The sequence below is a fragment of the Bacillus sp. NEAU-CP5 genome (assembly GCF_026420705.1).
Taxonomy (GTDB): Bacteria; Bacillota; Bacilli; order Bacillales; family Bacillaceae; genus Bacillus; species Bacillus velezensis.
In genome coordinates, this window is sequence record NZ_JAPMOV010000001.1 from 283,373 (window position 1) to 308,579 (window position 25,207).

General features: G+C 46.4%; 23 protein-coding genes. All 23 read right to left on the reverse strand.

From position 1 onward, the window contains the following. Positions 1–9: 9 nt before the first annotated feature. On the reverse strand, positions 10–591 hold the full coding sequence (pgsA, locus tag OTK50_RS00925; protein WP_007611521.1) for a CDP-diacylglycerol--glycerol-3-phosphate 3-phosphatidyltransferase: 582 nt from the start codon (positions 589–591) through the stop codon (positions 10–12). A gap of 74 nt (positions 592–665) precedes the next feature. After that, positions 666–1,565: a helix-turn-helix domain-containing protein gene (locus tag OTK50_RS00930; RefSeq protein WP_224224272.1), complete on the reverse strand. Its 900-nt coding sequence runs from the start codon at positions 1,563–1,565 to the stop codon at positions 666–668. 18 nt (positions 1,566–1,583) lie between these two features. After that, positions 1,584–2,375 (reverse strand): DUF3388 domain-containing protein, encoded by a 792-nt coding sequence (locus OTK50_RS00935; protein WP_003154149.1) that lies wholly within the window; start codon positions 2,373–2,375, stop codon positions 1,584–1,586. Between the two features lie 127 nt (positions 2,376–2,502). Then, a complete protein-coding gene (locus tag OTK50_RS00940) occupies positions 2,503–2,760 on the reverse strand; it encodes a DUF3243 domain-containing protein (protein WP_003154150.1) in 258 nt (85 codons plus the stop codon). Positions 2,761–2,835: 75 nt separating this feature from the next. Further along, complete coding sequence (gene ymfI / locus OTK50_RS00945) at positions 2,836–3,564, reverse strand: elongation factor P 5-aminopentanone reductase (RefSeq protein ID WP_014417800.1); 729 nt, start codon at positions 3,562–3,564, stop codon at positions 2,836–2,838. A 59-nt stretch (positions 3,565–3,623) separates the two neighbouring features. Then, positions 3,624–4,910, reverse strand: a complete 1,287-nt coding sequence (yfmH, locus tag OTK50_RS00950; protein WP_029973455.1) for an EF-P 5-aminopentanol modification-associated protein YfmH — start codon at positions 4,908–4,910, stop codon at positions 3,624–3,626. Further along, positions 4,907–6,187 carry an EF-P 5-aminopentanol modification-associated protein YfmF gene (gene yfmF / locus OTK50_RS00955; protein ID WP_007611492.1) on the reverse strand — a complete coding sequence of 427 codons (1,281 nt, stop codon included), beginning with the start codon at positions 6,185–6,187 and terminating at the stop codon, positions 4,907–4,909. The genes yfmH and yfmF overlap by 4 nt, the downstream gene beginning before the upstream one ends. Positions 6,188–6,338: 151 nt before the next feature. Next, positions 6,339–9,458 carry an MMPL family transporter gene (locus OTK50_RS00960; protein ID WP_224224271.1) on the reverse strand — a complete coding sequence of 1,040 codons (3,120 nt, stop codon included), beginning with the start codon at positions 9,456–9,458 and terminating at the stop codon, positions 6,339–6,341. Next, complete coding sequence (locus OTK50_RS00965) at positions 9,458–9,913, reverse strand: MarR family winged helix-turn-helix transcriptional regulator (protein WP_003154157.1); 456 nt, start codon at positions 9,911–9,913, stop codon at positions 9,458–9,460. The genes OTK50_RS00960 and OTK50_RS00965 overlap by 1 nt, the downstream gene beginning before the upstream one ends. Before the next feature lie 106 nt (positions 9,914–10,019). Continuing rightward, positions 10,020–11,249: an MFS transporter gene (locus OTK50_RS00970; protein ID WP_017417794.1), complete on the reverse strand. Its 1,230-nt coding sequence runs from the start codon at positions 11,247–11,249 to the stop codon at positions 10,020–10,022. A gap of 111 nt (positions 11,250–11,360) precedes the next feature. Further along, positions 11,361–12,086, reverse strand: a complete 726-nt coding sequence (locus OTK50_RS00975) for a GntR family transcriptional regulator (RefSeq protein WP_007409813.1) — start codon at positions 12,084–12,086, stop codon at positions 11,361–11,363. 124 nt (positions 12,087–12,210) lie between these two features. Next, the gene (locus OTK50_RS00980; RefSeq protein ID WP_224224270.1) at positions 12,211–14,571 is read right to left on the reverse strand and encodes an FtsK/SpoIIIE family DNA translocase; all 2,361 of its coding nucleotides are present in this window, start codon (positions 14,569–14,571) and stop codon (positions 12,211–12,213) included. 134 nt (positions 14,572–14,705) lie between these two features. Beyond that, a complete protein-coding gene (locus OTK50_RS00985) occupies positions 14,706–14,915 on the reverse strand; it encodes a YlzJ-like family protein (RefSeq protein ID WP_003154161.1) in 210 nt (69 codons plus the stop codon). Next, the gene (locus OTK50_RS00990) at positions 14,912–15,649 is read right to left on the reverse strand and encodes a ClpP family protease (RefSeq protein ID WP_003154162.1); all 738 of its coding nucleotides are present in this window, start codon (positions 15,647–15,649) and stop codon (positions 14,912–14,914) included. Before OTK50_RS00990 ends, OTK50_RS00985 begins: the two co-directional genes overlap by 4 nt. A 115-nt stretch (positions 15,650–15,764) precedes the next feature. Then, the gene (rnjB, locus tag OTK50_RS00995; protein ID WP_012117573.1) at positions 15,765–17,432 is read right to left on the reverse strand and encodes a ribonuclease J2; all 1,668 of its coding nucleotides are present in this window, start codon (positions 17,430–17,432) and stop codon (positions 15,765–15,767) included. A gap of 178 nt (positions 17,433–17,610) precedes the next feature. Continuing rightward, entirely contained in the window at positions 17,611–18,480 is an 870-nt protein-coding gene (gene dapA / locus OTK50_RS01000; RefSeq protein ID WP_003154166.1) for a 4-hydroxy-tetrahydrodipicolinate synthase, read from the reverse strand. A gap of 30 nt (positions 18,481–18,510) precedes the next feature. Next, positions 18,511–19,725 carry an aspartate kinase gene (dapG, locus tag OTK50_RS01005; RefSeq protein ID WP_003154168.1) on the reverse strand — a complete coding sequence of 405 codons (1,215 nt, stop codon included), beginning with the start codon at positions 19,723–19,725 and terminating at the stop codon, positions 18,511–18,513. Positions 19,726–19,814: 89 nt separating this feature from the next. Next, positions 19,815–20,855, reverse strand: coding sequence for an aspartate-semialdehyde dehydrogenase (gene asd / locus OTK50_RS01010; protein ID WP_038458044.1), 1,041 nt, complete (start codon positions 20,853–20,855; stop codon positions 19,815–19,817). Positions 20,856–20,989: 134 nt separating this feature from the next. After that, a complete protein-coding gene (dpaB, locus tag OTK50_RS01015) occupies positions 20,990–21,580 on the reverse strand; it encodes a dipicolinate synthase subunit B (RefSeq protein WP_045207422.1) in 591 nt (196 codons plus the stop codon). 2 nt (positions 21,581–21,582) lie between these two features. Next, positions 21,583–22,473: a dipicolinic acid synthetase subunit A gene (dpaA, locus tag OTK50_RS01020; RefSeq protein ID WP_044801435.1), complete on the reverse strand. Its 891-nt coding sequence runs from the start codon at positions 22,471–22,473 to the stop codon at positions 21,583–21,585. A 156-nt stretch (positions 22,474–22,629) separates the two neighbouring features. Then, complete coding sequence (locus tag OTK50_RS01025) at positions 22,630–22,887, reverse strand: YlmC/YmxH family sporulation protein (protein WP_003154176.1); 258 nt, start codon at positions 22,885–22,887, stop codon at positions 22,630–22,632. Between the two features lie 78 nt (positions 22,888–22,965). Further along, the gene (locus tag OTK50_RS01030) at positions 22,966–24,201 is read right to left on the reverse strand and encodes a M16 family metallopeptidase (RefSeq protein ID WP_021493675.1); all 1,236 of its coding nucleotides are present in this window, start codon (positions 24,199–24,201) and stop codon (positions 22,966–22,968) included. Between the two features lie 40 nt (positions 24,202–24,241). Then, the gene (locus tag OTK50_RS01035; protein ID WP_239033829.1) at positions 24,242–25,201 is read right to left on the reverse strand and encodes a polysaccharide deacetylase family protein; all 960 of its coding nucleotides are present in this window, start codon (positions 25,199–25,201) and stop codon (positions 24,242–24,244) included. Positions 25,202–25,207 lie beyond the last annotated feature (6 nt).

Consider the following 25,207-nt stretch of genomic DNA (forward strand, 5'->3'; position numbering starts at 1 on the left):
CCTTCTTTCTTAGTTAGATGTTTTTAACGCATCCCAGTTCTTCGCAAAATACTCCCAGCCGGAAATGACTGTGAAGAGCACGGCCACCCATAAAGCGATATCGCCGAACGGGAAAGAAACGAGCTCAAACGGAAGATTATGCAGCAATAGCGCGGCAACAGCGATGATCTGAGCCCATGTTTTAATTTTCCCCAGCATATTGGCGGCTACAACTTCCCCCGTTCCCGCCAGCACAAGTCTTAATCCCGTTACGGCAAATTCGCGGCTGATGATGATGATGACCATCCACGCCGGCGCAAGGTCAAACTGCACAAGCGTAATTAATGCCGCGGATACCAGCAGTTTGTCAGCCAGCGGATCTAAAAATTTCCCGAAGTTTGTCACGAGGTTCAGTTTTCTGGCGTAGTAGCCATCCACCCAGTCAGTCGTTGATGCGATAATGAATAAAACAGCTCCCGTAAGATGCGCGACCGGAATCGATTCATCCCCTATATGAACGCTGCCCCACTGAAAAGGAACAAGCATGATAATCATAAATACAGGAATTAAAGCGATTCTTGCCAGTGTGATTTTATTCGGTAAGTTAAACATAAAGCCCCTCCAATAATATGTACTCGGACGTGAAGAAAAAGTCATCTTAATCGTTCAGATGACTTTTTCCCCTTTTATTTTTTCATCTTGATTGTGATGGTCTGCGCCATCACATCATGCGGATTGAGTTCATAGGACAGAACCTCTCCGTTGATTTTAATTTTCAGGTTAGGGGCATAGCCCGTGCGGATTTCAATCTGCTTTTGATCCGTGACGTCTTTTTTAAAAGTTTCGCCTTTTTGCAGCGTTCCTTCTTTTAAAGAACCGCCGCTGTCATCACGGACGCGGATCCATGCGCTGTCAGAAGCAATCAGTTCGAGCTTATACTTATCTGCCCCGTAGACGTTGTATGAAGAAGCTGAGCCTTCCGTTCCGGCCGCTTTGATCTCCGTCTTTTCACTGCTTTTTTCTTTCTTTTTCTGCTCTGACGCTTTTGTGTCCTTTTTGTCTTTTTTGCTGTCAGATTGCGCTTCGTCATTTGTATTGCCGTCATTTTTCAGCGCAGAATCCTTAGGAATCTCATACTTGCTCTCACTTTGGGTGACGGCCTTATCTCCGTCTGTCTGCCCGGATTTGCTCATTCCGAGCTGAATAATCGCATAAATGATCGCGATGACGATAATGACACCGATGACGACAAGGACGGTCGGAAGCCATTCCGCCGCCTTTGAAGCGGACTTAGGAAGCTCCCTTTGCATGGCGAGACCGGAGATTTTTTCCGACACATCGTCATGGTACGTGTTAGGGATGTCTTTTTTATATTCTTCAAATAACTGATCTGAATCAAGCCCGACAGCTTCAGCGTATTGCTTGATAAACGCCCGCACATAAAAATTGCCGGGAATGACGTCATAATTGCCTTCTTCCAGAGCGGTTAAGTATCTTTTCTGAATTTTCGTCGCCGCCTGGAGTTCATCCAACGACATCCCTTTTTCCTCTCTGGCTTCTTTAAGCCGGATTGCTAATTCTGTCACAACAAACACCTTCCAATATTAAAAATCAAAGCTTGAAAAACCGGTCTGATCAAACATTTGCGGTTCTTCTGCATGTTCATATGTAATGACTTCGTCAGGATCATTTCTGAGTTCGATAATATAATCGAAATCATCGAGCGTATACTCCGAATTTTGAACAAAAATATCGGGGTGCTCCACGACCTTTGTCGCCGGAAGCCGCATAATTTCACTGACGAGCTGAAGATGGCGCTCAGATCCCCGTCTTGTCGAAACGATGCCGTCGAGGATAAACACGTTTTCCGTGCTGTATTCATCGGCAACCAGCTGGCTCCGGATCGTTTGTTTTAGCAGCGTTGATGATACGAAAAGCCATCTTTTGCTGGCACAAACGCTTGACGCGACGATGGACTCCGTTTTCCCGACCCTCGGCATTCCCCGGATTCCGATCAGTTTGTGTCCTTCTTTTTTAAACAGCTCGGCCATAAAGTCAACCAGAAGACCGAGCTCGTCCCTTTCAAAACGGAAGGTTTTTTTGTCATCGGCATCACGCTGAATGTATCTCCCGTGGCGGACTGCGAGACGGTCGCGAAGCCTCGGTTCTCTCAGCTTCGTTACTTTAATGGTCTCCATTGTTTTTAAAATTGATTCCAATCGTTTAATTTGATCTATATGCCGGCATCTGAGCAGCATTCCCCTTCTGGAAAGGTCGACACCGTTAATTGTGACAATATTAATTGACAGCATCCCGAGAAGAGATGAAATATCCCCGAGCAGGCCGGGGCGGTTCACTTGAATTTCATATTCAAAATACCATTCGAGCTTTGCCAAATGATATACCCCCTCCATTGTGGCAAATTTTTACCTTCCTTTATCATAAAACATTTTTCTCTAATTAGAAAGAAGAATGTTGCTCTATAGAGGAAAACATAAAAAAAGAGAGGAGAAATCCCCCCTCTTAATGAGTGCTGTTATTTTCAACAAGCTTCACCATCATATTTGCGATGGCGCGCTGTTCATCTTCAGAAGCAACGCTCCAAAGATCAGCAAGCACTTTTTCCTGATGGTTTTTCGAGTCGACTTCGTTCGCAAGGTAACCGCCGATTTCTGTAGCGAGGTCAGTGATCGTTTCATCACTCATCCCTTTTTCCTGCGCATAGTTCAATCTGTCGCCAAGGAAATTCTTCCAATTATCCCAGTTTTCTAATACTGACATGTTGGGTTCCTCCATTTCATCTGTTGTTACAAAATTATTTTGTCCGTACAGATGCAAACTATACACACATTTTTTTCAGCAGTGCCAGCCGCCGTTTACGGATAATATATGCCCCGTAATATAGGAAGCCTTGTCCGATAATAAAAAGGCCGCCGCTTCGGCGATTTCCTCCGGCTTTGCCAGCCGGCCCGCGGGAATTTCCTCTGCCAACGCTTCTTTTTCATCAGACGTGAACTGATCAAGCATATTTGTATCAACGGCACCCGGCGAGACTGCATTCACGCGGACGCCGCTCGGAGCAAGCTCTTTGGCAAGCGCTTTGACGAACGAATGCTGCGCTCCCTTGACCATGCTGTATAATACCTCGCACGATGCGCCTGTTTCTCCCCAGACGGAACCGATCGCGACGATGCCCCCGCTTTTTTCCCGGATCATGCCGGGCACCAGATTACGCGCCAAAAGAAACGGACTCGTCACATGCAGCTGCACCATCTCCCGCGCCATGTCATCCGTAACGTCCGTAATCAGGCCGAAATGACTTTTGCCGCTGTTTAGTATCAGAGCGTCCACAGGCTGCTTAACGGAACGGCTGAGTGTCTCCGCGCCATCCGGTGAGGACAGATCCGCCTGAATAACGGAGGCTTTTACGCCGAATGATGCGCTCAGCCTTTCCGCAAGCCTGTGTGCGGCTTCCTTATTAGAATGATAATGCAAAAGGACGTCATACCCGTTTTTTGCGAGGACTTCACTTATACTTTGTCCGATTCCGCCGCTTGCTCCGGTTACGAGCGCTGTCTGTTTCATCAATCAATACTCCTTCTTTCCCCAGAAAAACATCCCTCAGGGCGTGAGGGATGTTTTTGTTATGATTTTGGCACGACTTTGCAGACTGTCAGCCTGTCTTCTGATATTTCTTCTTTAATGACCCGCTTTACGTCTTCCAGCGTAATCTGCTCCAGTACGGTTACGACATCAAACAGACTCATATCTAAAAAGGCGTAGCGTGTAAATTGGTTGGCGATATATTCAGGCGAATTGAGCGCTTTTAAGAATGACCCGATCTTCTTTTTTCTCGCAAGGTCAAGTTTTTCCGCAGTCACGGCTGATTCCGCATCAAGCAGCATGTGTTTTAATTCGTCAGCGAGCTTATCCGGCTCCGGTGTATCTCCTCCGACAGAGGCAAAACCGAATCCGTATTCAGCCGTGTAATCAAAGCTGAAGGTTTCATCAATGTAGCCTTTGTCGTACAAGTCGCCGTAATGCGGTGAGCTTTTTCCGAAGAGACATTCAAGCATGAGGTTCATGCTGAGCTCGTGCTTCAACAGCTCCTGCCCCGTTTTATAAGGGTCTTTCGCCTTTAAGCCGACAAGACATTTTGAGCCTTGCACGTTCATTTTTAACTCCTGCTCCCGGCGGAAGACCGCTTCCTGCTCCTGAACTTCTTCACGTTTGATTTCAGGCTGGTCTGTAAACGGCTTTTTCTCCTGGTTTTTCCGCACCTGGCTGATGACCGCTTCAGGATCTACGGGGCCGACGATAAAGAGCAGCATATTGCTCGGGTGATAAAACGTTTCGTAGCACTCATACAGCAGATCTTTCGTAATATGTGAGATGCTCTCCACCGTTCCGGCAATGTCAATTTTCACGGGGTGGTCTTTATACATATTTTCGATAAGGCCGAAAAACAGCCGCCAATCCGGGTTATCATCATACATATTGATTTCCTGGCCGATGATGCCTTTTTCTTTTTCAACTGATTTTTCCGTGAAATACGGGTCCTGAACAAAATCCACGAGTGTTTCCAGGTTTTTCTCCACATTAGAAGTGCTGGAGAACAGATAAGCGGTTCGTGTAAATGATGTAAAGGCATTTGCCGACGCCCCCTGCTTACTGAAGTCCTGAAACACGTCGCCGTCCGCTTTTTCAAACAGTTTATGCTCCAGAAAATGCGCGATTCCGTCAGGGACGTGTACCATTTCTTCCTTATTTAAAGGAACGAATTGATTGTCAATGGAACCGTACTTTGTCGTAAACACGGCGTATGTTTTATTAAAGCCCTGTTTCGGCAGCACATAGACATCAAGGCCGTTTGCCATTTTTTCATGATACAGCGTTTCCTGAAGCTGTTCGAAGTTTATCGGTTTAGTCAAGATGCTCCCCCCGTCCCTTTTAAGAAATAAGTCGTATCCAGCTTAATGTTCTTTCCGACATTGATAATGTCCTCTTTTGTCACTTTCTCGATATTGTCAAGGAATCTTTCGATCGGTATCTCTACTTGGGCTGAGGCCTGCTGATACAGAAATTCCGCTAAACCGTATGCCGTATCAATGGTTTCTAATACCTGATTTTTAATAACGGCTTTCGTTTGGGCGATATCATCTTCTGAAAAGTCACCGTTTTGCATAGCCTGAAACTGTTCTTCAATGATGGTGACGGCCTGCTTGTAATTTTTCACCTCAATGCCCGACATGACCATCAAAAGCCCTTTGAAGCTTTCCACCCTTGAGGCTGCATAATAGGCGAGGCTCGCTTTTTCACGGACATTTATAAACAGCTTTGAATGAGAGAAACCTCCGAACAGCCCGTTAAACACCTGCAATGCAGGATAATCCGGATCTGTATATGTCGTATTGGTCCGGAATCCGATATTCAGCTTGCCCTGCTTGACGTCCTCTTCATCAATGACTTCCTTCGGATCGGGCTGTTCATTCGCCGCGCTTCTTTCAAAAGGCTTCAGCTCCCGTTCTTCCGTTTTAAAATACGTATCAACGGCCGTTTTCACCTGATCTGTATCAACATCGCCGATGACATACAGGTCCAGCTGATCTTCGCGTATGGCTTTTTGATAAGCTTCATACAAATCTTGCGGTGTAATGTGTTCAACATCATCGAACTCGCCGTTGACGTGAAGGGCATACGGTTCGCTTTTGCACATTTCCTGAACGAGACGCAGATTAGAATATCTCATCTTATCATCATATACGGCTTGAATCCGCTGTTTCAGCGTCCGTTTTTCCTGCGTGACATAAAGGGGCAGGAAGGCGCCGTTTTCCAAAGCGGGCGAAAAGACAAGCTCTGATAAAAGCTGAAGGCCTTTTTCCAATAACGGTGTGCGGTCCTTCAGATACTTTTCATTAGGAATCTCAAGCCTGAACGTAATGACATGACGTTCTCCCTTTTTTGTCAGATCAGCTGAAACGGATGTGCCGTACAGCTCATCAAAATAAGACCGCAGATCAGCGGTTTTCGGGCGGCTTTCTGTTCCGCGCAGAAGCACATGCGGAAACAGCGCTCTTTTTGTTACGAGCTCTTTCGTTAAAGGAGCCAGCATTTTAAACGTCAGCGAAACGGTTTTAAATTTCTCGGTCTTTACGATGTGAGCGGTGATCCCGCCGTGCTTTGACTTCATTTCATTTACGTAAGTCATGTGAAACCTCCTTCGTTCATTCTTTCATAGTATGTATTATGACCAAATTTCAGCATTCGCAAAAAAGAGTACGCAGATGTAATTATATCAACTGGAGGATTTATAAGGAAACAAAAAACCTCTGCCCGAAAACAGGCAGAGGTATTGAACGTTATTTTTTCAAATTGAAAGGCCACCAGTTGGCTCTTCCGAATATTTTCACCATGACCGGTACAAAAAACGGAAGGACGACAATTGCGTACATGAGAAGGCCTGTTAATACCACGGTTGCAATCTGTAATAAGGAAAGAACGCCTGACGGCAGCATGGCCGCAAAGGTTCCCGCTAAAATAATCGCCGCAGAAATGATGACGGAACCCATATTTTTCATACTGCTGATCATTGCGGGTTCCGTTCCTTCTTTTTTAAGCTCATTAAAACGGTCCATTAAAAAGATGGAATAATCCACGCCTAGAGCCATCAAAATGACAAAGCCGAAGAACGGCACGGCCCAGTTTACGCCCGGATACCCGAAGAAGTGTGTAAAGATGTATTCCGTCACGCCGATGGATGCGAAATACGTCAGTACGAGCGACGCCACTAAATAAACAGGCATAATGAGGGAGCGCAGCATCACGATGAGAATCAGAAAAATTCCCGCCAGCATAAACATTGCCGTCCGTTTGAAGTCTGAATCCGATACTTCCTTCAGATCGGCATTCATGCTGGAGACTCCCGAAACGCCGAAGGAAGCATTCTTCAGATCCGTGTTCGGAATGGCCCTTTTTACGCTCGCTTTGATCGCTTGAATATCTTGAATGGCCGTATTTGAGTAAGGATTGTTATCAAGAACGACGGTCAATTCTGTCGTTTTTCTGTCATCTGACATGTACGTATTAAACACGCTTGTGAAATCACTGTTTGTCAACGCGTCTTTCGGCACAAACCAGCCTGTCATTTCTTTGTCTGACGCCTTGTGAAGCTCACCCAGGTAATCATTCGCCCCCATCATGCCGCTTGATACTTTCTTAAGCCCTTTTACACTGTCGTTAAGGCCTGAAGAAAGATCGCTGAGCCGGGAAGAAAAATCACCGAGACCGCTCTTCATTTTTTTCTGGCCCTCCGCGAGCTGTCCTGCCGCCGATTCAAGGCGCGGCATTTGTCCTGCGAGAGCCCCCTGTCCGTCTGACACTTGCTGCAGGCCGTTTTCAATACTGGTCAGACCATTGATCATTGCGTTAATTTGAGTGTCAATCTTCTTCTGAGCGGCTGCCAGCCGGGCAAATTGTTTTTCCGCTTGCTGCAGATGAGCCTTTTGACTGTCGACCTGTTTAGAAAAAGCTTCTGCATCCGCGTTTGCCTTGGAAACGGCTGACTGTACACCCGTAAAGGCCGATTTGATTTCTTGGTAAGAGGGATCGGTTTTGACTAACGGTATTGACGCTTCCAATTTTGCAAACGGCAGCCGGGCAAGCTGCTTGTTCAAATCGGCAAGCTGTCTGCTGGCTTCATCTTTCATCGGCAAGACGGTTTTTACCAATTTTAAAGCGTTTTGCGTTTCTGAAGCGAGACCGCTGTTTTGGCTGAGCTGTGAAGTCAGCATTTGTTTTTGCTCTTCAATCTGCTTTCTCATCTGGGCGACGCCGGCTTTATTCTCGTTCACGCCAGCCTGCAGTTTATTCAGGTTTTCTCCTATATCAGAAAGCCCGGATTTCAGAGACAATGTTCCGTCAATAAGCTGATTGACGCTTTTCCCCGACTCTTCGATCTGCGGCTGTGAATCAGCTAACGACTTTGCGGCATGCCCTAATCCGTCCGTGATTTTTTCAAGTCCCGTATTGCCCTTATCAAGTCCTTCTTGAAGCTGCTTTGCCTGATTTGTGACAAATAATTGATTCAATCCGTTTCCAGCAGGGCGCGTGGCGCTTCTGACCGTTTTTACACCCTCTGTTTTTTCAAGTTCTCTGCTGATTTTTTCGATATCAATCAGGTGTTTTTCGGTATTTAAAGTCTCATCATTTTTGACGACGACTGTGGCCGGAAGAAGTTCTCCCGGGCCGAAGGCGTCTGAAATCGTATTAAACGCGCGGACGGATTCATATTTATCCCCGATTTCGTCAAGACTGTTGTAAGATAGCGCCCCTTTGTAAAAAAGGATAGGCGGGACAGTGAATACCGCAACGATTGCAAGACTGATGAGCGGCCTTTTAAATGAAAACCGCCCTGACGTTTCCCATGCTTTGCTTTGAGGATGGGAAATATCGCCCTTCACAGGCCAAAACAGTCTTTTTCCTAAAACAGCCATAAAAAACGGCACGATCGTCATGAGCGCAAGCAGCAGCACCGCGACACCGACCGCAACGGCGGCTGCCGACTGATATAGCTTAAATGTCGCAAATCCGATGCAGGCAAATCCGATCAGCACTGCACCGCCGCTGTACAAAACCGTCTTTCCGGCCGTTTTGTAGGTGACGACGATCGCTTCTCTTATATCAGCGCCATGCGACAGTTCTTCTTTAAACCGGCTGAGAAGCAGAATGCAGTAGTCTGTACCGATTCCAAACATAATCGCAACCATAAAAATCTGAGTAAAAGTTGAGAGCGGAAAATTCAGTTGATCGACTAAAAATGCGACAATCGACTGGCTGACTAAATAAGATATCAATACTGATAAAAGCGGTACAAACGGAGCGACCACTGACCGAAATACAAGAATCAGCACGATCAGGATAAAGGCAACCGTTATATATTCAGTCTTTTTTAAGCCGTCCTGCGAGCTTTTTAACACATCTTCGTCGATCAGCGACTGGCCTGTAATGCCGTATGATACGCCGTACGGTTTCAGCTCTTTATCAATTTTATTTTTTATTTCGAGGATATCGTTTTTGGATGTATCAAGCTGCAGCTGAACGAGCATCGTTTGTCTGTCTTTTGACAGCAGCTGTTTTTTGATGTCGTCATTTTTCTCCCCGAAGTATGAGGTCACCGTTTTAATCTGAAGCGCTTTTTTCTGTTCAGACAAAGTGCTGACGGCTTCTTCCAGACGATCTTTTTTGTCTGTCATTAAGCTTTTTTCGTGAAATACGATGACGGCAGAAGAAGACGGTGCATCTGAATCAGACATTTCATCAAGCAATTCATGGGCGTAAGAAGAGGAATACCCGTCCGGTACGGAAATCTGCCCTTTCTCCCGTGTCAATTCAGCCATATCAGGCGCTGTAAGCATAAATATCACCGTTGCGGCGACCCATACCGCGGCGATGATCCAGCGAACTCGGATAATGTTTTTCATTATGTCTGCTGATCCTCCTCTGTCATCATCAATCGATATAATTTTTCATATGTATTAACGAACATCTCCGCCTCGTCTTCATCAAAATACATAATATATGAACGGACGAGTTCCTCAATCCGCCGCTCCACACGGTGAAATACTTCCGTCCCCTTTTCCGTGACATTTAAAAGTATGCTCCGGCGGTCGCTTTGGCTGCGTTCTCTATTGATGTAGCCTTTTTCATACAGGCGGTTCGTCATCGATGTAATGGCGCTTTTATTGACGTGGCACACCGCGGCCAGTTCAATTGATTTGCAATCCGGATTGAGCATAATATAGCGGAGGATGTAATATTGATCCAATGTCAGCTCTTTGTTCACTTTTTCAGCGATAATGCTGTCAATTTTTTTTAAGACGTGCAGGTATACATCGGAATAACGCTGAATCAGCTGCTTTACTTTTTCTTCATGCACCTTTTCCCCCTCCTTCCGATAGTTAAAATGTTTAACTATTAAAAAGGATAACGACTTGACGGTATCATGTCAATCTTCAAAATAAAATAAAAAAAGACAGTGCAGATTACACCGTCTTTAATGATTCCTTTTTTTCTTTTGCTTGTGATGAGATATTTAACAGCGCTAAAAATACAGACACAATGCCGCAAAAAGCGGATAAAATAAAAATCAGCCAGCCTGCATTTGACATCAGGGCAGCAAAGATCGGCGGTCCCGCCGCTACTCCGATAAACCGCATGCTGTTATAAAATGAGGTGATGGTTCCCGATTCCTCGTTGTCTACGCCTTCTGTGATGACAGCGTCTAAAGCCGGCAATGCCATTCCGATACCGATACCGCTGACACACAAAAAGATAAATAATAAATAAAAACTGTGATTCCACCATAGGCCGATAAACGACAGTGTCACGGCACTCATTCCGAAAACGATGCAAAACTTCATTTTGCCTTGGTCTTTTCCGATTTTTCTGCCTGATATATATGAACTGACGGATAGAAATAAAAGCGGGATTGCCAAAAGCGCTCCTTTAGCCACACCGTCAATTCCGTATTTCTTCTCGAGTGAGTCTGATAAATAAAAAAGAACCCCGAACAGCAAAAACATAATCACGCAGCCGATGATAAAAACCGTAAAGAGCCAGCGTCCGTCACGCTTAAATATGCGGCCGACATTTTTCACAAATTCGGAAATAGAAGGCGCTTCTTTTTGTTCCTCCGGCTTTGCCACCAAAAACAATACGAGAAAAAAACTGATGAGCGAAAAAAACGGAATGAACCAAAACGGCATAAACCAAAACCATGCAGCCAAGAGCGACCCGAGAATCGGGCTTATTACTTTCCCGGCAGTGTTAGACGTCTCAATGTCGCCGAGCCCCGCGGTAATCCGCTCATCATCCCCTTTGAATAAATCACCGATAAACGGCATCACTACAGGAGCCGCCCCTGCCGAACCGATTCCCTGCAGCACCCGCCCCGCCAAGATAATGGGATAAGGATGCTTGAACGCGGTGGAAGCTATCGCGGCAAGCGCTCCGCCCGCACCGGCTATGAGAAGACAAGGCAGAAGAACCTTTTTTCTTCCGAATTTATCGGACAAATATCCGGCAATCGGAATACAAATAATCGCCACAATCGAATAGACCGTTATAATTAACGATACTTGAAAAGACGATATGGACAGCTTCTTTTCAATCATCGGAAGCACAGGAATCAGCATGGAATTCCCGAGTGTCATCACGAGCGGTACAGAAGCCAGAGCAATGATATTTTTCGTTCCATTTTTCTTCTTACTCAACTTATTCACCCATTCACTATACTTGGTTGTTTCCTGTTTTATTGTGCCTTGCAGAAAACAAAGTATGTACTGAAACGGCAAATAAAAAAACAGACACATGACGCGTCTGTCTTAAAAACGTTTTCTTACAACATGAAAACTGAACTTATCAGCCCGGAAATAATTTAATGAATACAGCACAGGTTCATCATTCTGATTATAGTGGGTTTGCTTCAGCAATAAAAGCGCCGTCTCCGGCTCGCATTCCAAAACCGGCGAAATCGTATCGTGATATCCGATCGGTTCGATATCAGCAACGGCATAGCTGATCACAGACCCGGAGTTTTTTTCCAAAAGATCGAAAATAGACTCCTGTTCATGACAGAAAGAATTCGGCAGAATGTGCATCGGAATCGTATCTAAACAGTAAACGACCGGAGTGCCGCTTGCCGTTCTCACGCGTTCCAAATAAAAAAGCTCCTGCTCAGGCTCAAGCCGGAATCTAGCGATATCTTCATCAGACGGCGTGATGACCTGAGACGACAAAAAAATCGTACCCGGCACCATGTTCGCCTGCTGAATCGTTTTCGTCACGCTGTTGAGCTGTTCAATACCTGAAAGAAACAGCGGTTTTGTATGGACGAAAGTGCCCACACCGTGCCTTCTGATAATCACATGCTCCTCTTCAAGGATACGCAAAGCTTCACGCAGAGTTGCCCGGCTGACACCCATTGATTTTGAAAGCTCAAATTCAGAAGGAAGCTTTTCCTTTTCGGTGTAAATTCCGTTTTGTATATCCTCTTTGATTCGCTCAATCACTTTTAGATACAAGTGACGATTGTCAGCTTTTGTAGACATGTTTCCCCTCCGTAAACCACTTTCATAAATTATTGAACAATTGGGACAACTATATCATGTTTTAATAAAAAAATAAATAGGAATGATTTTGGTGATATCATTTTCAGTGAAAACTCTCTCCTTTTTAAGAAGAGAGCTCATCATATTGTTCCTTAGATAATAGTACTTCCCTCGGTTTGCTTCCTTCATACGGCCCGACGACGCCCCGTTCCTCCATTGCGTCAATCAGACGGGCAGCTCTCGTATATCCGATTCTGAACCGCCTTTGAAGCATGGAGACTGATGCCGTCTGCATGCCGATAATCAAATCGACCGCTTCGTCATAGAGATCATCCGTTACTTCACTGTGTGTTTCCGAAACTTCTTCCGGAATCATCTCTTCTTGGTACTGCGCTTTTTGCTGCGTAATGACATGATCGACGACATGCTCAACCTCTTCATCGGATAAGAATGCCCCTTGCACACGCACCGGCTTATTTGCGCCTACAGGCAGAAACAGCATGTCTCCGCGCCCCAGAAGCTTTTCAGCGCCGCCCATGTCTAAAATCGTCCGTGAATCGGTCTGAGATGAGACACTGAAGGCGATTCTTGACGGGATGTTGGCTTTAATAACACCGGTAATAACGTCAACTGAAGGCCGCTGTGTCGCGATAATCAAATGAATTCCCGCCGCCCGCGCCATCTGTGAAAGTCTCGTAATTGAATCTTCCACGTCGGAAGAAGCGACCATCATCAGATCGGCAAGCTCGTCAACGATGACGACGATGTACGGCAGCTCAGGCTGCTTGACTTCTTCTTCGGCATTTGACCGCTTAATATGGTCGTTATAGCCTTCTATATTTCTCGTACCCGTATGGGAGAACAGCTCATAGCGGCGCTCCATCTCATTGACGACCTTTTTCAAAGCCTGCGAGGCCTTTTTCGGATCTGTCACGACCGGCGCAAGCAGATGAGGAATGCCGTTATACACATTCAGTTCAACCATTTTCGGGTCAATCATCATCATCTTCACTTCATGCGGTTTGGCCCTCATCAGAATGCTCGTAATAATACCGTTGACACAGACGCTTTTTCCGCTTCCCGTTGCCCCCGCTACGAGCAGGTGGGGCATTTTGTTCAGTTCGGCAAGCACGGCTTCCCCGGAAATATTTCGTCCCAAGCCGATCAGAAGCTTCGCGTCCGGCTTGTCATTGAGCTTGGATTCAAGCACTTCTTTTAACGAAACCATCGCAACTTCAGCATTGGGCACCTCGATGCCGATTGCCGATTTACCCGGAATCGGCGCTTCGATCCGGATATCCTTCGCGGCAAGCGCGAGCGCGAGGTCATCGCTCAGATTCACGATTTTACTGACTTTGACCCCGACGTCCGGATACACTTCATATTTTGTGACCGCCGGACCGAGATGAACCTGCGTCACTTTCGCCTTTACGCCGAAACTTTGAAAAGTCCGTTCGAGTTTTCTTGCATTCTCGTAAATGTTTTTCTTATCGGTCTGCTGGCCGGTATGTTTCGGGTCAGCCAGTATGTCCAATGAAGGCATTTGATAATCTTTATTTTCAAGCTCTGTAAACGTCATCGGCGGAGCCGCAGCCGTTTCGCCACTGTCTTGAGCGCTGCCGGAAGGCTCATCTTTTGCCGCTTGTGCCGTCTCCTGCGTTTTTTCCGGAATCAGCGGTTCGGCGGGCTCTTCCTGACGGTCTGAAAAGCTTGAAATAATCGGCTCTGAATGGATGATCGGCGAAATAATTTCCTCATCCTCTTCCTCCGGTTCAGGCTCTTCTTTTTTCTTTTGAACCCGTTTTTGTTTTTTGCCCGATTTTGTTTTTGTTTTCGGCGAAGACATATTCGTTCTGACCGTCTTCATATCCTCAAGAAATGCCTGCCACTGGCCGCGGATAAACCGGCCGACGGGGCTCGTCCACTTTTTGAGCGTTTCCTGCAGTGAACGCCCTGTTACAAGAATCAGCCCCATCAAGATCAGCACGATCGCCATGATTTGTGAACCCGTTGATGCAAATAAAAAGTGGGAAGCTGCAAACAGTACCGCGCCGATCATGCCGCCGCCCAAATCAGGGGAAGCAGCCTGCTGTTTCATGTCAATCATAAACAGCTCCCACGTGTTGCCGATGACACTTGCCGACCGAATCGACTCGTGATGAGACAGATTTTTAAAGAGCTGCACGTGAGACAGCAGCAATATACTGGCGATAATACAGTACAACCCTGCCTTTCTTCTCGTTAAAAGGCTTGGACTCTTCTTTTTCCAAAACAGCGAAATTCCGAGAAGGAAGAGCGCAATTAAGCATAAAATAAACCACTCTCCGGCAAAAAAACGGAACAAGTACACAAATGTCTGTCCCACAACGCCGAGCTGCAAAACAGCAATAATTGAGATTGCAACACAGAGCAGTCCGCTTAGTTCGTATTTTAGATTGAGCTTACTCTCTTGTTTCTTTTTAGATTTCCGTTTTTTCTTTGCCACACTCATCACCTTACTGCGTTAAAAAATGTAAAATCATACATCATGAAGAAAAGCAGCCTTTTGCCGGCTGCATTTTTCTGTAGGATTCCCCTATTATAGCATATTTTGCCCCCGAGAAACGGACTGAATGCCGGTTAGATTTTCAGCTTGATTTTTTGTCCCGGAGCGATGTCCGGATTCAGAAAATCCATCGGGTTCGTACTTAAAATCTGTACGACTTCGGCTTCATTTCCCTTCATCTCAACTAGCAGCGGCACACCGGCGTAATCTACCTGTTCATGCACGCTTTGCTCTATATCCTGACCGTAAACGACTTCTTGGGGCATGACGGTATAAAGGATCATTGAATCATCCTTCCTTCCTCGCCCTTTCGTTCCTCAATCAGCTGATTCAGCTTTTTTATCGCCTGTCCGACGCCGCCCACGGCATCAATTAATCCGTAATCAGCCGCATCTTTCCCAACTACGTTCGTCCCGATGTCCCTGGTTAAGTTTCCTTTTGAAAACATCAGCTCTTTGAATTTTTCTTCGGAAATATTTGAATGATGGGTCACAAAGTTGACGACCCGCTCCTGCATTTTATCCAGGTATTCAAATGTTTGCGGAACGCCGATAACCAGACCTGTAAGCCGAACGGGGTGTATGGTCATAGTCGCTGTTTCCGCGATAAAACTATGATCACATGACACGGCGATCGGCACACCTATCGAGTGTCCCCCGCCGAGTACGATTGAGACGGTCGGTTTTGATAAGGATGCGAGCATTTCCGCAATCGCAAGCCCCGCTTCCACATCGCCTCCGACGGTGTTTAAGATGATCAGAAGTCCTTCGATTTTCGGATTTTGCTCAATCGCGACGATTTGCGGAATGACGTGTTCATATTTGGTTGTTTTATTTTGCGGCGGGAGCTGGACGTGCCCCTCAATTTGGCCGATGATCGTCAGGCAGTGAATATTGGTATCTTGGGACATTTGCGGCAGAGATGTCTCTCCCAGCTGCTGAATTTTGCTCATAATGCTGTCTTTCGCATCTGATTTTTCGGGCTGCTGTTCTTCGGTGTTTTCCATACGATGATCCATTTTATCTTTCACCCTTTCCGAATGTCTCTTTGTATTATGAACAAAGATGATGATTTCCATCCGGGACATGAACAAAAACACAGCCGGAGCATCATGCGCTCCGGCTGTGTATACATTATACTTCCATAATGATCGGAATGATCATCGGCTTGCGTTTTGTTTTTTCATAAAGGAATTGATTCAGCGCATCACGCATTGCCTGTTTCAGCGTGGACCATTCTACGGCAGATGTTTCCGTCGCTTCAGTCACGATAGAGCGGACGAGCTCAGTAGCTTGTACAATTAAACCTTCTGATTCTCTGACATATACGAAACCGCGCGTAATGATCTCAGGACCTGATACGAGGTTCTTTTTCTGCTTATCGAGTGAGATCACGACGATGAGAATGCCGTCTTGTGATAATAAGCGGCGGTCTCTCAGCACGATGTTGCCGATGTCGCCGACTCCGAGGCCGTCAATCAGAACGTTTCCGTACGTGACTTTATCCCCGATTTTCACATTCTGTCCGCGGAATTCAACGACGTCACCTTTTTCAATCAAGAAAATGTCGCTGCGTTTCATGCCGATCTCTTCTGCGATTTTGGAATGCGCTTTTTGCATTCTGAATTCACCGTTAACCGGAATTAAATATTTCGGTTTCAGCAAATTAAGCATGAGTTTCAATTCTTCCTGCGAACCGTGACCGGACACATGCACGCGTTTTTGGGCGAAAATGACTTGAGCGCCGGCGCGGGCAAGCAGGTTGACGGTTTTGGAATATATTAATTCATGCCCAGGAATCGGTGTTGATGCAATGACAACGGTGTCTCCTTCTTCAATGTTAAGCTGCTTGTGCGCCTGCTTGGCCATCCGCGTAAGAGCGGCCAGCGGCTCACCATGGCTTCCGGCTGTAACAATTGCCACTTCCCGCTTCGGATATTTTTTCACATCCTGCACAGGAATAAACATTTCATCTTCGGCTTCAATATAGCCGAGCTTGCGCCCCAGCTGAAGCACGTTTTGCAGATTTTTTCCGGCGATTGCAAGTTTGCGGCCGTTCTGGACGGCAGCCTGTATCACTTGCTGGATCCGGTTGATATTAGACGCGAATACAGCAATGATGACCCGGTTTTCTGAATTGTTCATCGCATCGGCAATTTCACCGCTTACATATGCTTCTGACGGAGTATATCCCGGGCGCTCCGCATTGGCGCTGTCAGAAAGCAGGGCAAGCACGCCACTGTTTCCGATTTTGGCAATTTCGCCAATATCACATGATTGGTGATAAGCAGGCGTCTGGTCAAACTTAAAGTCTCCCGTGCATACAATAGAGCCAAGTGATGTTTTGAAGCTGACTCCCACTGAATCCGGAATGCTGTGAATCGTTTTAAAGAACGATACTTTCGTTGATTCAAATGTAATGACTGATTTAGAATGAACTTCACGCAAATCAGCTTTTCGATTATGCCCGTACTGCTTGAGTTTTTCTCTCAGTAATGCAAGCGTAAGCTTCGTTCCGTATACCGGCACCGACAGCTTGTTCAATAAATAAAAGACGCCTCCGATGTTTTCATCGTGCCCGTGTGTCAGAAAGATGGCCTTCACGCGGTCAGCCCGTTCTACTAAGTAGGAAATATCCGGAATGACGACATCAATACCGAGCATTTCATTTTCAGGGTGCATCAGCCCTGCATCCACTACAAATATGTCTGAGTCAATTTCAATGACATATAGGTTCTTCCCAATTTCTCCAACGCCGCCAAGGGCGATAATTCTGACGTTTTCTGTATTTTTCTTTTTCAAAATCTGTATCCTCCTAGTCTCATACCCGTCCATCATCACTTGTTCCTATTATAACTGATATCAATTTTAGAAAACAAGAAGAAGCGGAAGGTTTAGGGAAAACCAATATGTATACAAAACGGTCAAACTCACGATAAAAATGAGAATGACCGCGTATTTTAACTGTATAAATTTTTTCTTACAGTTCGCTGATGACGCTGCTCAGGCTCAGACGTTCATCTTCATTCAGCGGGATAAGAGGAAGACGCACAGATCCGACATCAAGGCCTTTCAGCTGTAGCGCCGTTTTGACCGGAGCCGGATTAGGCGCTTTAAAGAGCTCCTTCATGATCGGCAGAAGCTTCTGATGAATCAGCGCCGCGGTTGCCGTCTGCCCGTTCGTATAGTTTTTAATCATCTGCTGCATGTCAGAACCTACGATATGGCTGGCCACTGACACGACTCCTCTTCCGCCGACTGCGAGAATAGGAAGCGTTAACCCGTCATCACCTGAATAGACGTAAAAATCTTCCGGTGTTTCGGCAATGATTTTCGTAATGGCATCAAGATCGCCGCTCGCTTCTTTAATCGCAGAGATATTCGGAATCTCCGCAAGTCTGATGGCCGTTTCCGGCGCAAGCGAAGCGACCGTTCTGCCCGGCACGTTGTAAAGCATCACAGGAAGAGACGTTTCTTCCGCAATGGCTTTAAAATGACGGTACATACCCTCTTGGGAAGGTTTATTATAATACGGCGTGACAAGCATAACGCAATCGACGCCGGCTTCTTCAGCTTTTTTTGTCAGTTTAATGGAGTCTTTCGTATTGTTACTTCCCGTACCCGCAATAACAGGCACGCGTCCGTTCACTTCTTTGACTGTAAATTCAAAGAGTGCAATTTTTTCTTCCGTTGAAAGTGTCGGAGATTCGCCGGTCGTGCCTGCGACGACTAAAGAATCCGTGCCGTTTTTCAACAAATAGTCGATTAATGTAGACAGTTTTTGAAAGTCTACATTCCCTTTACTGTCAAAGGGGGTAATCATCGCTGTAGATATATTTCCGACATTCATTTTTTTCACCTCATCATGATTCAATCACATTTACTTTGAAAGTTCAAACACTTCATGCAGCGCATTTACGGCCGTTACCATATCTTTTTCATGAACGAGCACCCAGATCGTCGTATGGCTGTCGGCAGATTGCAGAATCGGAATGCCTTTATCAGAAAGTGCGGAGACGATTTTTGACGTGACACCCGGAACACCCATTATCCCGGCGCCGACCGCTGACACTTTCGCACAGCTCTCCGTCACTGTCGGCTCATATCCTAATTCAGCCAAAATGCTGCGCGCGGCTTCCGTTTTACTGCCGGCCACGGTATATACGATTTCACTCGGCGTAATGTTAAAGAAATCTACGCTGATTCCGGCATTTGCCATTGCTTTAAAGACTTCAGTCTGAACGTTGTATTGCCCCATTTTGGCGGGAACCTTAAATTGCGTCACATCTTTCACATGGGCGATCCCTGTAATCAGCCGTTCGAATACATCGCTGCCGATGTTAGACGAATGATGGGACGTCACCAAAGTGCCTTTGTCTTTTGAATAAGTGGAGCGCACGCGAATCGGCACCTTTGCCTGCATGGCGATTTCCACCGCGCGCGGATGAATGACTTTCGCGCCTTGATAGGCAAGGTTGCAGATTTCCGTATATGTGACGTTCGGAAGCGGCTTAGCATTTTCCACGATTCTCGGATCGGCTGTCATAACGCCTTCCACGTCCGTAAAAATGTCGATAAACTCAGCATCAACCGCCGCGCCGAGCGCCGCTGCTGAAGTATCGCTTCCTCCTCTGCCGATCGTCGTCGTGTCGCCTTTTTCAGTCGCTCCCTGAAATCCTGCGACAACGACGGCGTCATGGCTGGCGAGTGCAGCGAAAAGCCGCTCTGTTTTCATTTCTATAATTTTGGCGTCAGTATGCTGGGCATTGGTTAAAAAGCCGGCCTGGGCTCCTGTTAAAGCTGCGGCTTTTATGCCGTTTTCCTTCAGCATGCTGGAAAAAACAACGGACGAAATCGTTTCTCCGCAAGACAGAAGCATATCCTGCTCTCTCGGAGAAATGTCGGACTGGCTGCCGTAAAGGAGCCCGATTAAAGAATCTGTCGCGTACGGGTCTCCTTTTCTTCCCATCGCCGATACGACAACGACAACTTTATAACCTTCACTGATGGCATCTTTAATGTGTGCTAGCGCAAGCTTGCGGCCTTTGTCATCTTTTACGGATGTTCCGCCGAATTTTTGAACAATGATCTTCACTATTTTCACTCCAAATTAGTCTGACGTAACAGAAGAGAGCAGGCAGAGCCTTACTCTCTTCTGTTCGCCTATAGAAAAATACGTTTGTTTTATACGAGGTTCAGTTTTTGCAGGCTTTCCGCGATTTGGACTGAGTTCCAAGCGGCGCCTTTTAACAGGTTATCAGAAACAACCCACAAATGAAAACCGTTTGCTCTGTCCAAATCTTTACGGATTCTTCCTACAAATACATCGCGTTTGCCGACGCAATCAGCAGGCATCGGGTAAAGCTGCTCCGCCGGATCATCCTGAAGCGTAACACCCGGAGCTTCTTTTAAAAGCTGTTTAATATCTTCAACGGTTGCGTCATCACGGTCAAGCTCAATGTAAACAGATTCTGAGTGCCCTGTTTCAATCGGCAGTCTGACACATGTCGCAGCCACTTCCAGCTTCGGCATATGCATGATTTTTTTCGTTTCATTAATCATTTTCATTTCCTCAAACGTATAGCCGTTGTCTTGGAATTTATCAATTTGCGGAATGGCGTTAAATGCGATTTGATAATGCTTTTTGTCGCCTTTAACCGGCATAATGGACGGTTCTGCGGGTTCATTGTTTAAAATCGCCTTTGTCTGGCTGTACAATTCCTTCGCCGCTTCATTGCCGGCCCCGGACACAGCTTGGTAAGTAGATACAATGACTTTATTCAACCCGTACGCTTTGCGGATCGGTTCAAGCGCAGCCACCATCTGAATCGTTGAACAGTTAGGGTTGGCGATAATGCCGTTATGTTTGTGCAGATCACCTTCGTTCACCTCAGGCACGACAAGCGGTGTATTTTCGTCCATGCGGAATGCGCTGGTATTGTCAATCACGATGGCTCCCCGTTTTACAGCCTCAGGCGCCAAGCTTTGTGATACGCTTCCGCCGGCGCTGAATAACGCGATATGGACGCCTTCGAAGCTTTCCGGAACAGCTTCCTGCACTGTATATTCTTCGCCTTTAAACGTTACTTTCGTACCAGCAGAACGCTTTGAGGATAGTAGTGTGAGTGTTTCGATTTCAAAGTTTCTGTCTTCCAGTGTTTTCAGCATTTGCTGTCCTACGGCTCCCGTCGCTCCGACAACTGCTACGTGTAATCCTCTTCCCATCTGTAAAACTCCTTCCGCCAATTAAGCATCATTTGTTGAATTGACTTTGCATTTTACGTTTTATTTTACCATAGAATAGTCACGGATTGACCGAATTTTTTTATTCCGGAATGATTTTCTGTCATCATGATTTTTTATTCATGATGGTGTACGAGCACCGGCTGAACCTGCTGGTGCAAAAGAGCTTTTTCTACCGTAATCGGAAGGAGATCCATTCTGGCGACGAGCGATGTCGGTTTTTTCACGTGGTCGTCCTGGCCGAACGGGATGAAATATATGTTTTTTGCGGACATCAGCCTCATTAAATTCATTCCGTTTAAACCGAGTCCGTCGTTTGTCGAAATTCCGAGCACGACCGGGCGGCCGTTGCGGATCGTGGCTTTCGCAGCCATAAGGACGGGGCTGTCAGTCATCGCATTTGCGAGTTTGCTCATTGAATTTCCGGTTAAGGGGGCGATGACCATGCAGTCGAGCGGAAGTTTCGGCCCGAGAGGCTCCGCTTTTACGATGGAATCAATCGCCTCAAAGCCTGTTGCTTCTTCAATTTTTCTGACCCAATCTCCCCCCTCCCCAAAGCGGGTATCGGTCGATTGAACGGTTGACGTCACGACCGGCCGGACTTCAGCTCCTTGACTGATAAGCGCCTCTATTTGCGGAAAAACTTCCTCATATGTGCAATGCGAGCCGGTTAATCCGAATCCGATTCTTTTCCCTTTCAGAGACATGGTTATTTCCCCTCTTTCTTTAAGTCTGCCAAAAGCTTGCTCAATACGTTCGCAATAATCTGTCCGGCTGTTTTCGGGGCCACAATTCCCGGAAGACCCGGAGCAAGCAGCGCTTTAATGCCTTGTTTTTCAGCATATTTGAAATCCGTTCCGCCCGGGCGGGATGCTAAATCCAAAATCAAGGTCTTCGGCGTCATACGCGATAAAACACTTTGATTCAGAATCAAGCTCGGTACGGTGTTAATGCAGATATCAATATCATTTACATGTTCAGTAAGCTCTTCAAGCTGAAAAGGAGAAAGCCCCATTTCCATTATACGGGCCAAATGAGCCGAACTCCGCGCGCCCACTTTTACCTTCGCCCCTAACGCCGCAAACGTCCGGGCGATCGTCATACCGGTGCGCCCCATGCCGAGAACGGCGACATTTGATCCGTGAATGGTATAATCCGTATGCTGAATCGCCATCATGATTGTTCCTTCAACAGTGGGAATCGAGTTGAATATCGCGATGTCGTCCCGCTCAAATAATTTCACAAGCTTGCGGCCGGCTTCGCTGGCGATCCCCTCAAGATACGCGTTGGAGATGCCTGAATAAATGACGCAATGCTCCGGTGTCCGCTCAAGATAGCTCTGCTTTAATACCACTTCTTCATTTGAAAAAACCGTGGAAACAACGCCTTCTCCGGTCGTTGCCGATACGGGCAGGATGATACTGTCTATTTTTTGAAAGGGAATCTCATCGATTTTGCATTTGACGGTTCCTGTAAAACCGTCATCCAATTGGTCAAACCCTGCAAGATAAATATCGGCATGCTGTTCTGTCAGCTTTCTTATAATCTCAAGCTGTCTTGCGTCACCGCCAATGATCGCAATTGTCAATCCGGTTAACATCTGAAACGTTCACCTTCTTTACAGTTACTGGATCTTTTAAGTGTCATCCTCATCTTCATCGTATGTGCAAAGAGAAAGGGCGGTGAATGTACAGCGTCTTTTTCATGAAAAAAGCACCGGCTGTATGAGCCGGTGCTTGCAAAAAATGAATAAGATCTACTCTTCGGGAGGCGTGATCTCCCCCGGAACGTCTAAAATGATCATGTCTGACCCGATTTTTTGGATATGGTTCCAGGGGACGCGGATGTCGTGGCCTTGTTTTCGCAATCCGAACCATTTTACCGTCGGAATCAACAGCGCGGTAATTTGTCCGTCCTGTTCATTAATTTCCAAATCGGTCTGGCCGAGCACGCCGAGCCGCTCTGCCCGTTTAATGTCCACAATTTCTTTACCTGACAGTTCACTGAGCCTCATGATAGCCACCCCCTTGTACTATATGACCCGGAGTAAAAAAAAATGCCTGCCCCGTATAGAGGCAGACTGCTTTGCCGATTAAGACGAGGCCGGCATATTGCCGGTCGGGCTGATGAGCGATAGTGCGTAATCATCCGTAAATAAGCGGCGGCTGAGGCCGTTGACGCTTTCCAGGCTGACCGCATTTAATTCAGTGATAATTTCATCCATGGTCTTATGCTTTCCGAGCAGGAGTTCGTTTTTCCCGTTCCGGCTCATTTTGCTGTTTGTGCTCTCTAAGCTGAGCATTAAGCTCCCCTTCATTTGCTCTTTGCTGTTTTCCAGCTCTTTCGGGGTGATACCGTCACGTTTTAGAACCGATAACGTTTCCTGAATGGTTTCAGACAGAAGTCCGAGCTGATTCGCGCCGGTGCCTCCGTAAATCGTCAGCATACCGCTGTCTTCATAGGAACTGTGATAGCTGTATACAGAATAGGCCAGTCCTTTATCTTCGCGCACATCCTGGAAAAGACGGCTGCTCATGCTTCCGCCCAGCACGTTGTTTAAGACGATCAAATCGTAAATGTCCGGATCTCCGACTTTCAGGCCTTTGAAACCGAGACAGAGATGCGCCTGTTCGGTGTCTTTTTTTCTGGTCAGCTTTTCATAATGAAACTCAGGCTCGCTGATGCCGCTTGCTTTGCCCTTCGCTTCGTATGTACCGAACCATTTCTCCACGTCTTTAATGAATTGTTCCGTTACATTTCCGGCGACAGAAATGACGACGCGGTCCGGCGTGTAAAAGTCATCCATATGCTGTCTGAGAGAATCGCCGTTAAAGGACGAAAGCGTTTCCTCCGTCCCGAGAATCGGGTAGCCGAGCGAATGATTGCCGTATGTCGCTTTGCTCAGCAGATCGTGGACAATGTCATCCGGCGCGTCTTCATACATTTTGATTTCTTCATATACGACGTTCTTTTCTTTTTTGAGCTCATCTTCGTCAAAAGCAGAATGAAAGAACATATCAGCCAGCACATCAAGTGCGTAGTTTGCATGCTCATCCAGCACTTTGGCGTAATAGCACGTATATTCTTTTGAAGTGAAGGCATTCACTTGGCCGCCTATCCGATCAAAGGATTCTGCGATTTCCCGTGCGGACCTGGTATTTGTTCCTTTAAAAAACATATGCTCAAGAAAGTGCGAAATACCGTTTGTCTCCGGCGTTTCATGGCGTGACCCCGTCCCGATCCAGACGCCGATTGCCACAGACCGCACCGTTGGATTATTCTCAAGCACAACTCTTACACCGTTTTGGCATGTATAGCGTTTTATCAAGTCTGTTCCTCCTATTCAAAAGACAGGCAACTGCCGCCTGCTACTTCATCAGCCTGTTTTCATCCATTAAGTCAGACACTGAGCCGAGCGCGTAGCCTTTTTCTTTGATTTTTGCAATCAGTGTATCCAGGCTTTTCGCAGTCGGATCAGTCGGATGCATTAAAATCATGGCTCCGTTATGTATTTTGCTCAACACCCTTGTTTGTAAAACAGCCGGAGACGGTTTTTGCCAGTCAATGGTGTCAACGGTCCACATGATGGTGCCCATTCCTTTTTCCGCCGCAAGGTCGACCACAGCTTTTCTGAAGCTGCCGCTTGGCGGCGCAAACCATTTTGGCTTTATGCCGAGCGTCTCGCTGATTTGTGCATTTGTTTTGTCAAGCTGTTCGGAAATGCTTCCTGAAGTCAGTTTGCTCATATCAGGGTGATTGTATGAATGATTTCCGATTTCATGTCCGTCTGCCGCTATTTTTTTCCCCAGCTCCTGATTGTTTTTCAGCCATTTCCCTTCAAGAAAGAAAGTTGCTTTGACCTGGTACTGCTTCAGAATAGGCAGCATTTGCTCCACGTATTCATTTCCCCAGGCGACATTTATCAGGAAGGCGACCATCGGTTTGTCGGGATTTCCTTTATAAATGGGTTCGGGCGCGAGAGATTCAAGATGGACTTTCGGTTTTACCTGCTCATAGACAAGGCCGTCTTCGTGAAATTCTCCGTCCTTTTTCATTTGTTTATAGGATTTTTCCACATTGACTTTTAAACCGTTATATCCCGGTATACTCTTCCATATTTTATCAATCCGCGCGTCTTGCGGCTTCACTTCATACTCTGGCGCTTTTTGCAGTAATTCTTCATAGAGCGGATCTTTTGATGCTGACACAGTTACAGCGTCTTTTTTCATTGCGTCTATGTAATCAACTGTATACGGGTTTTTTAACATTTCAAACGAAACAAAAAAAAGAAATAAAAAAACGGCAAACGGCACGAATTTTTTCAACATGTCCTT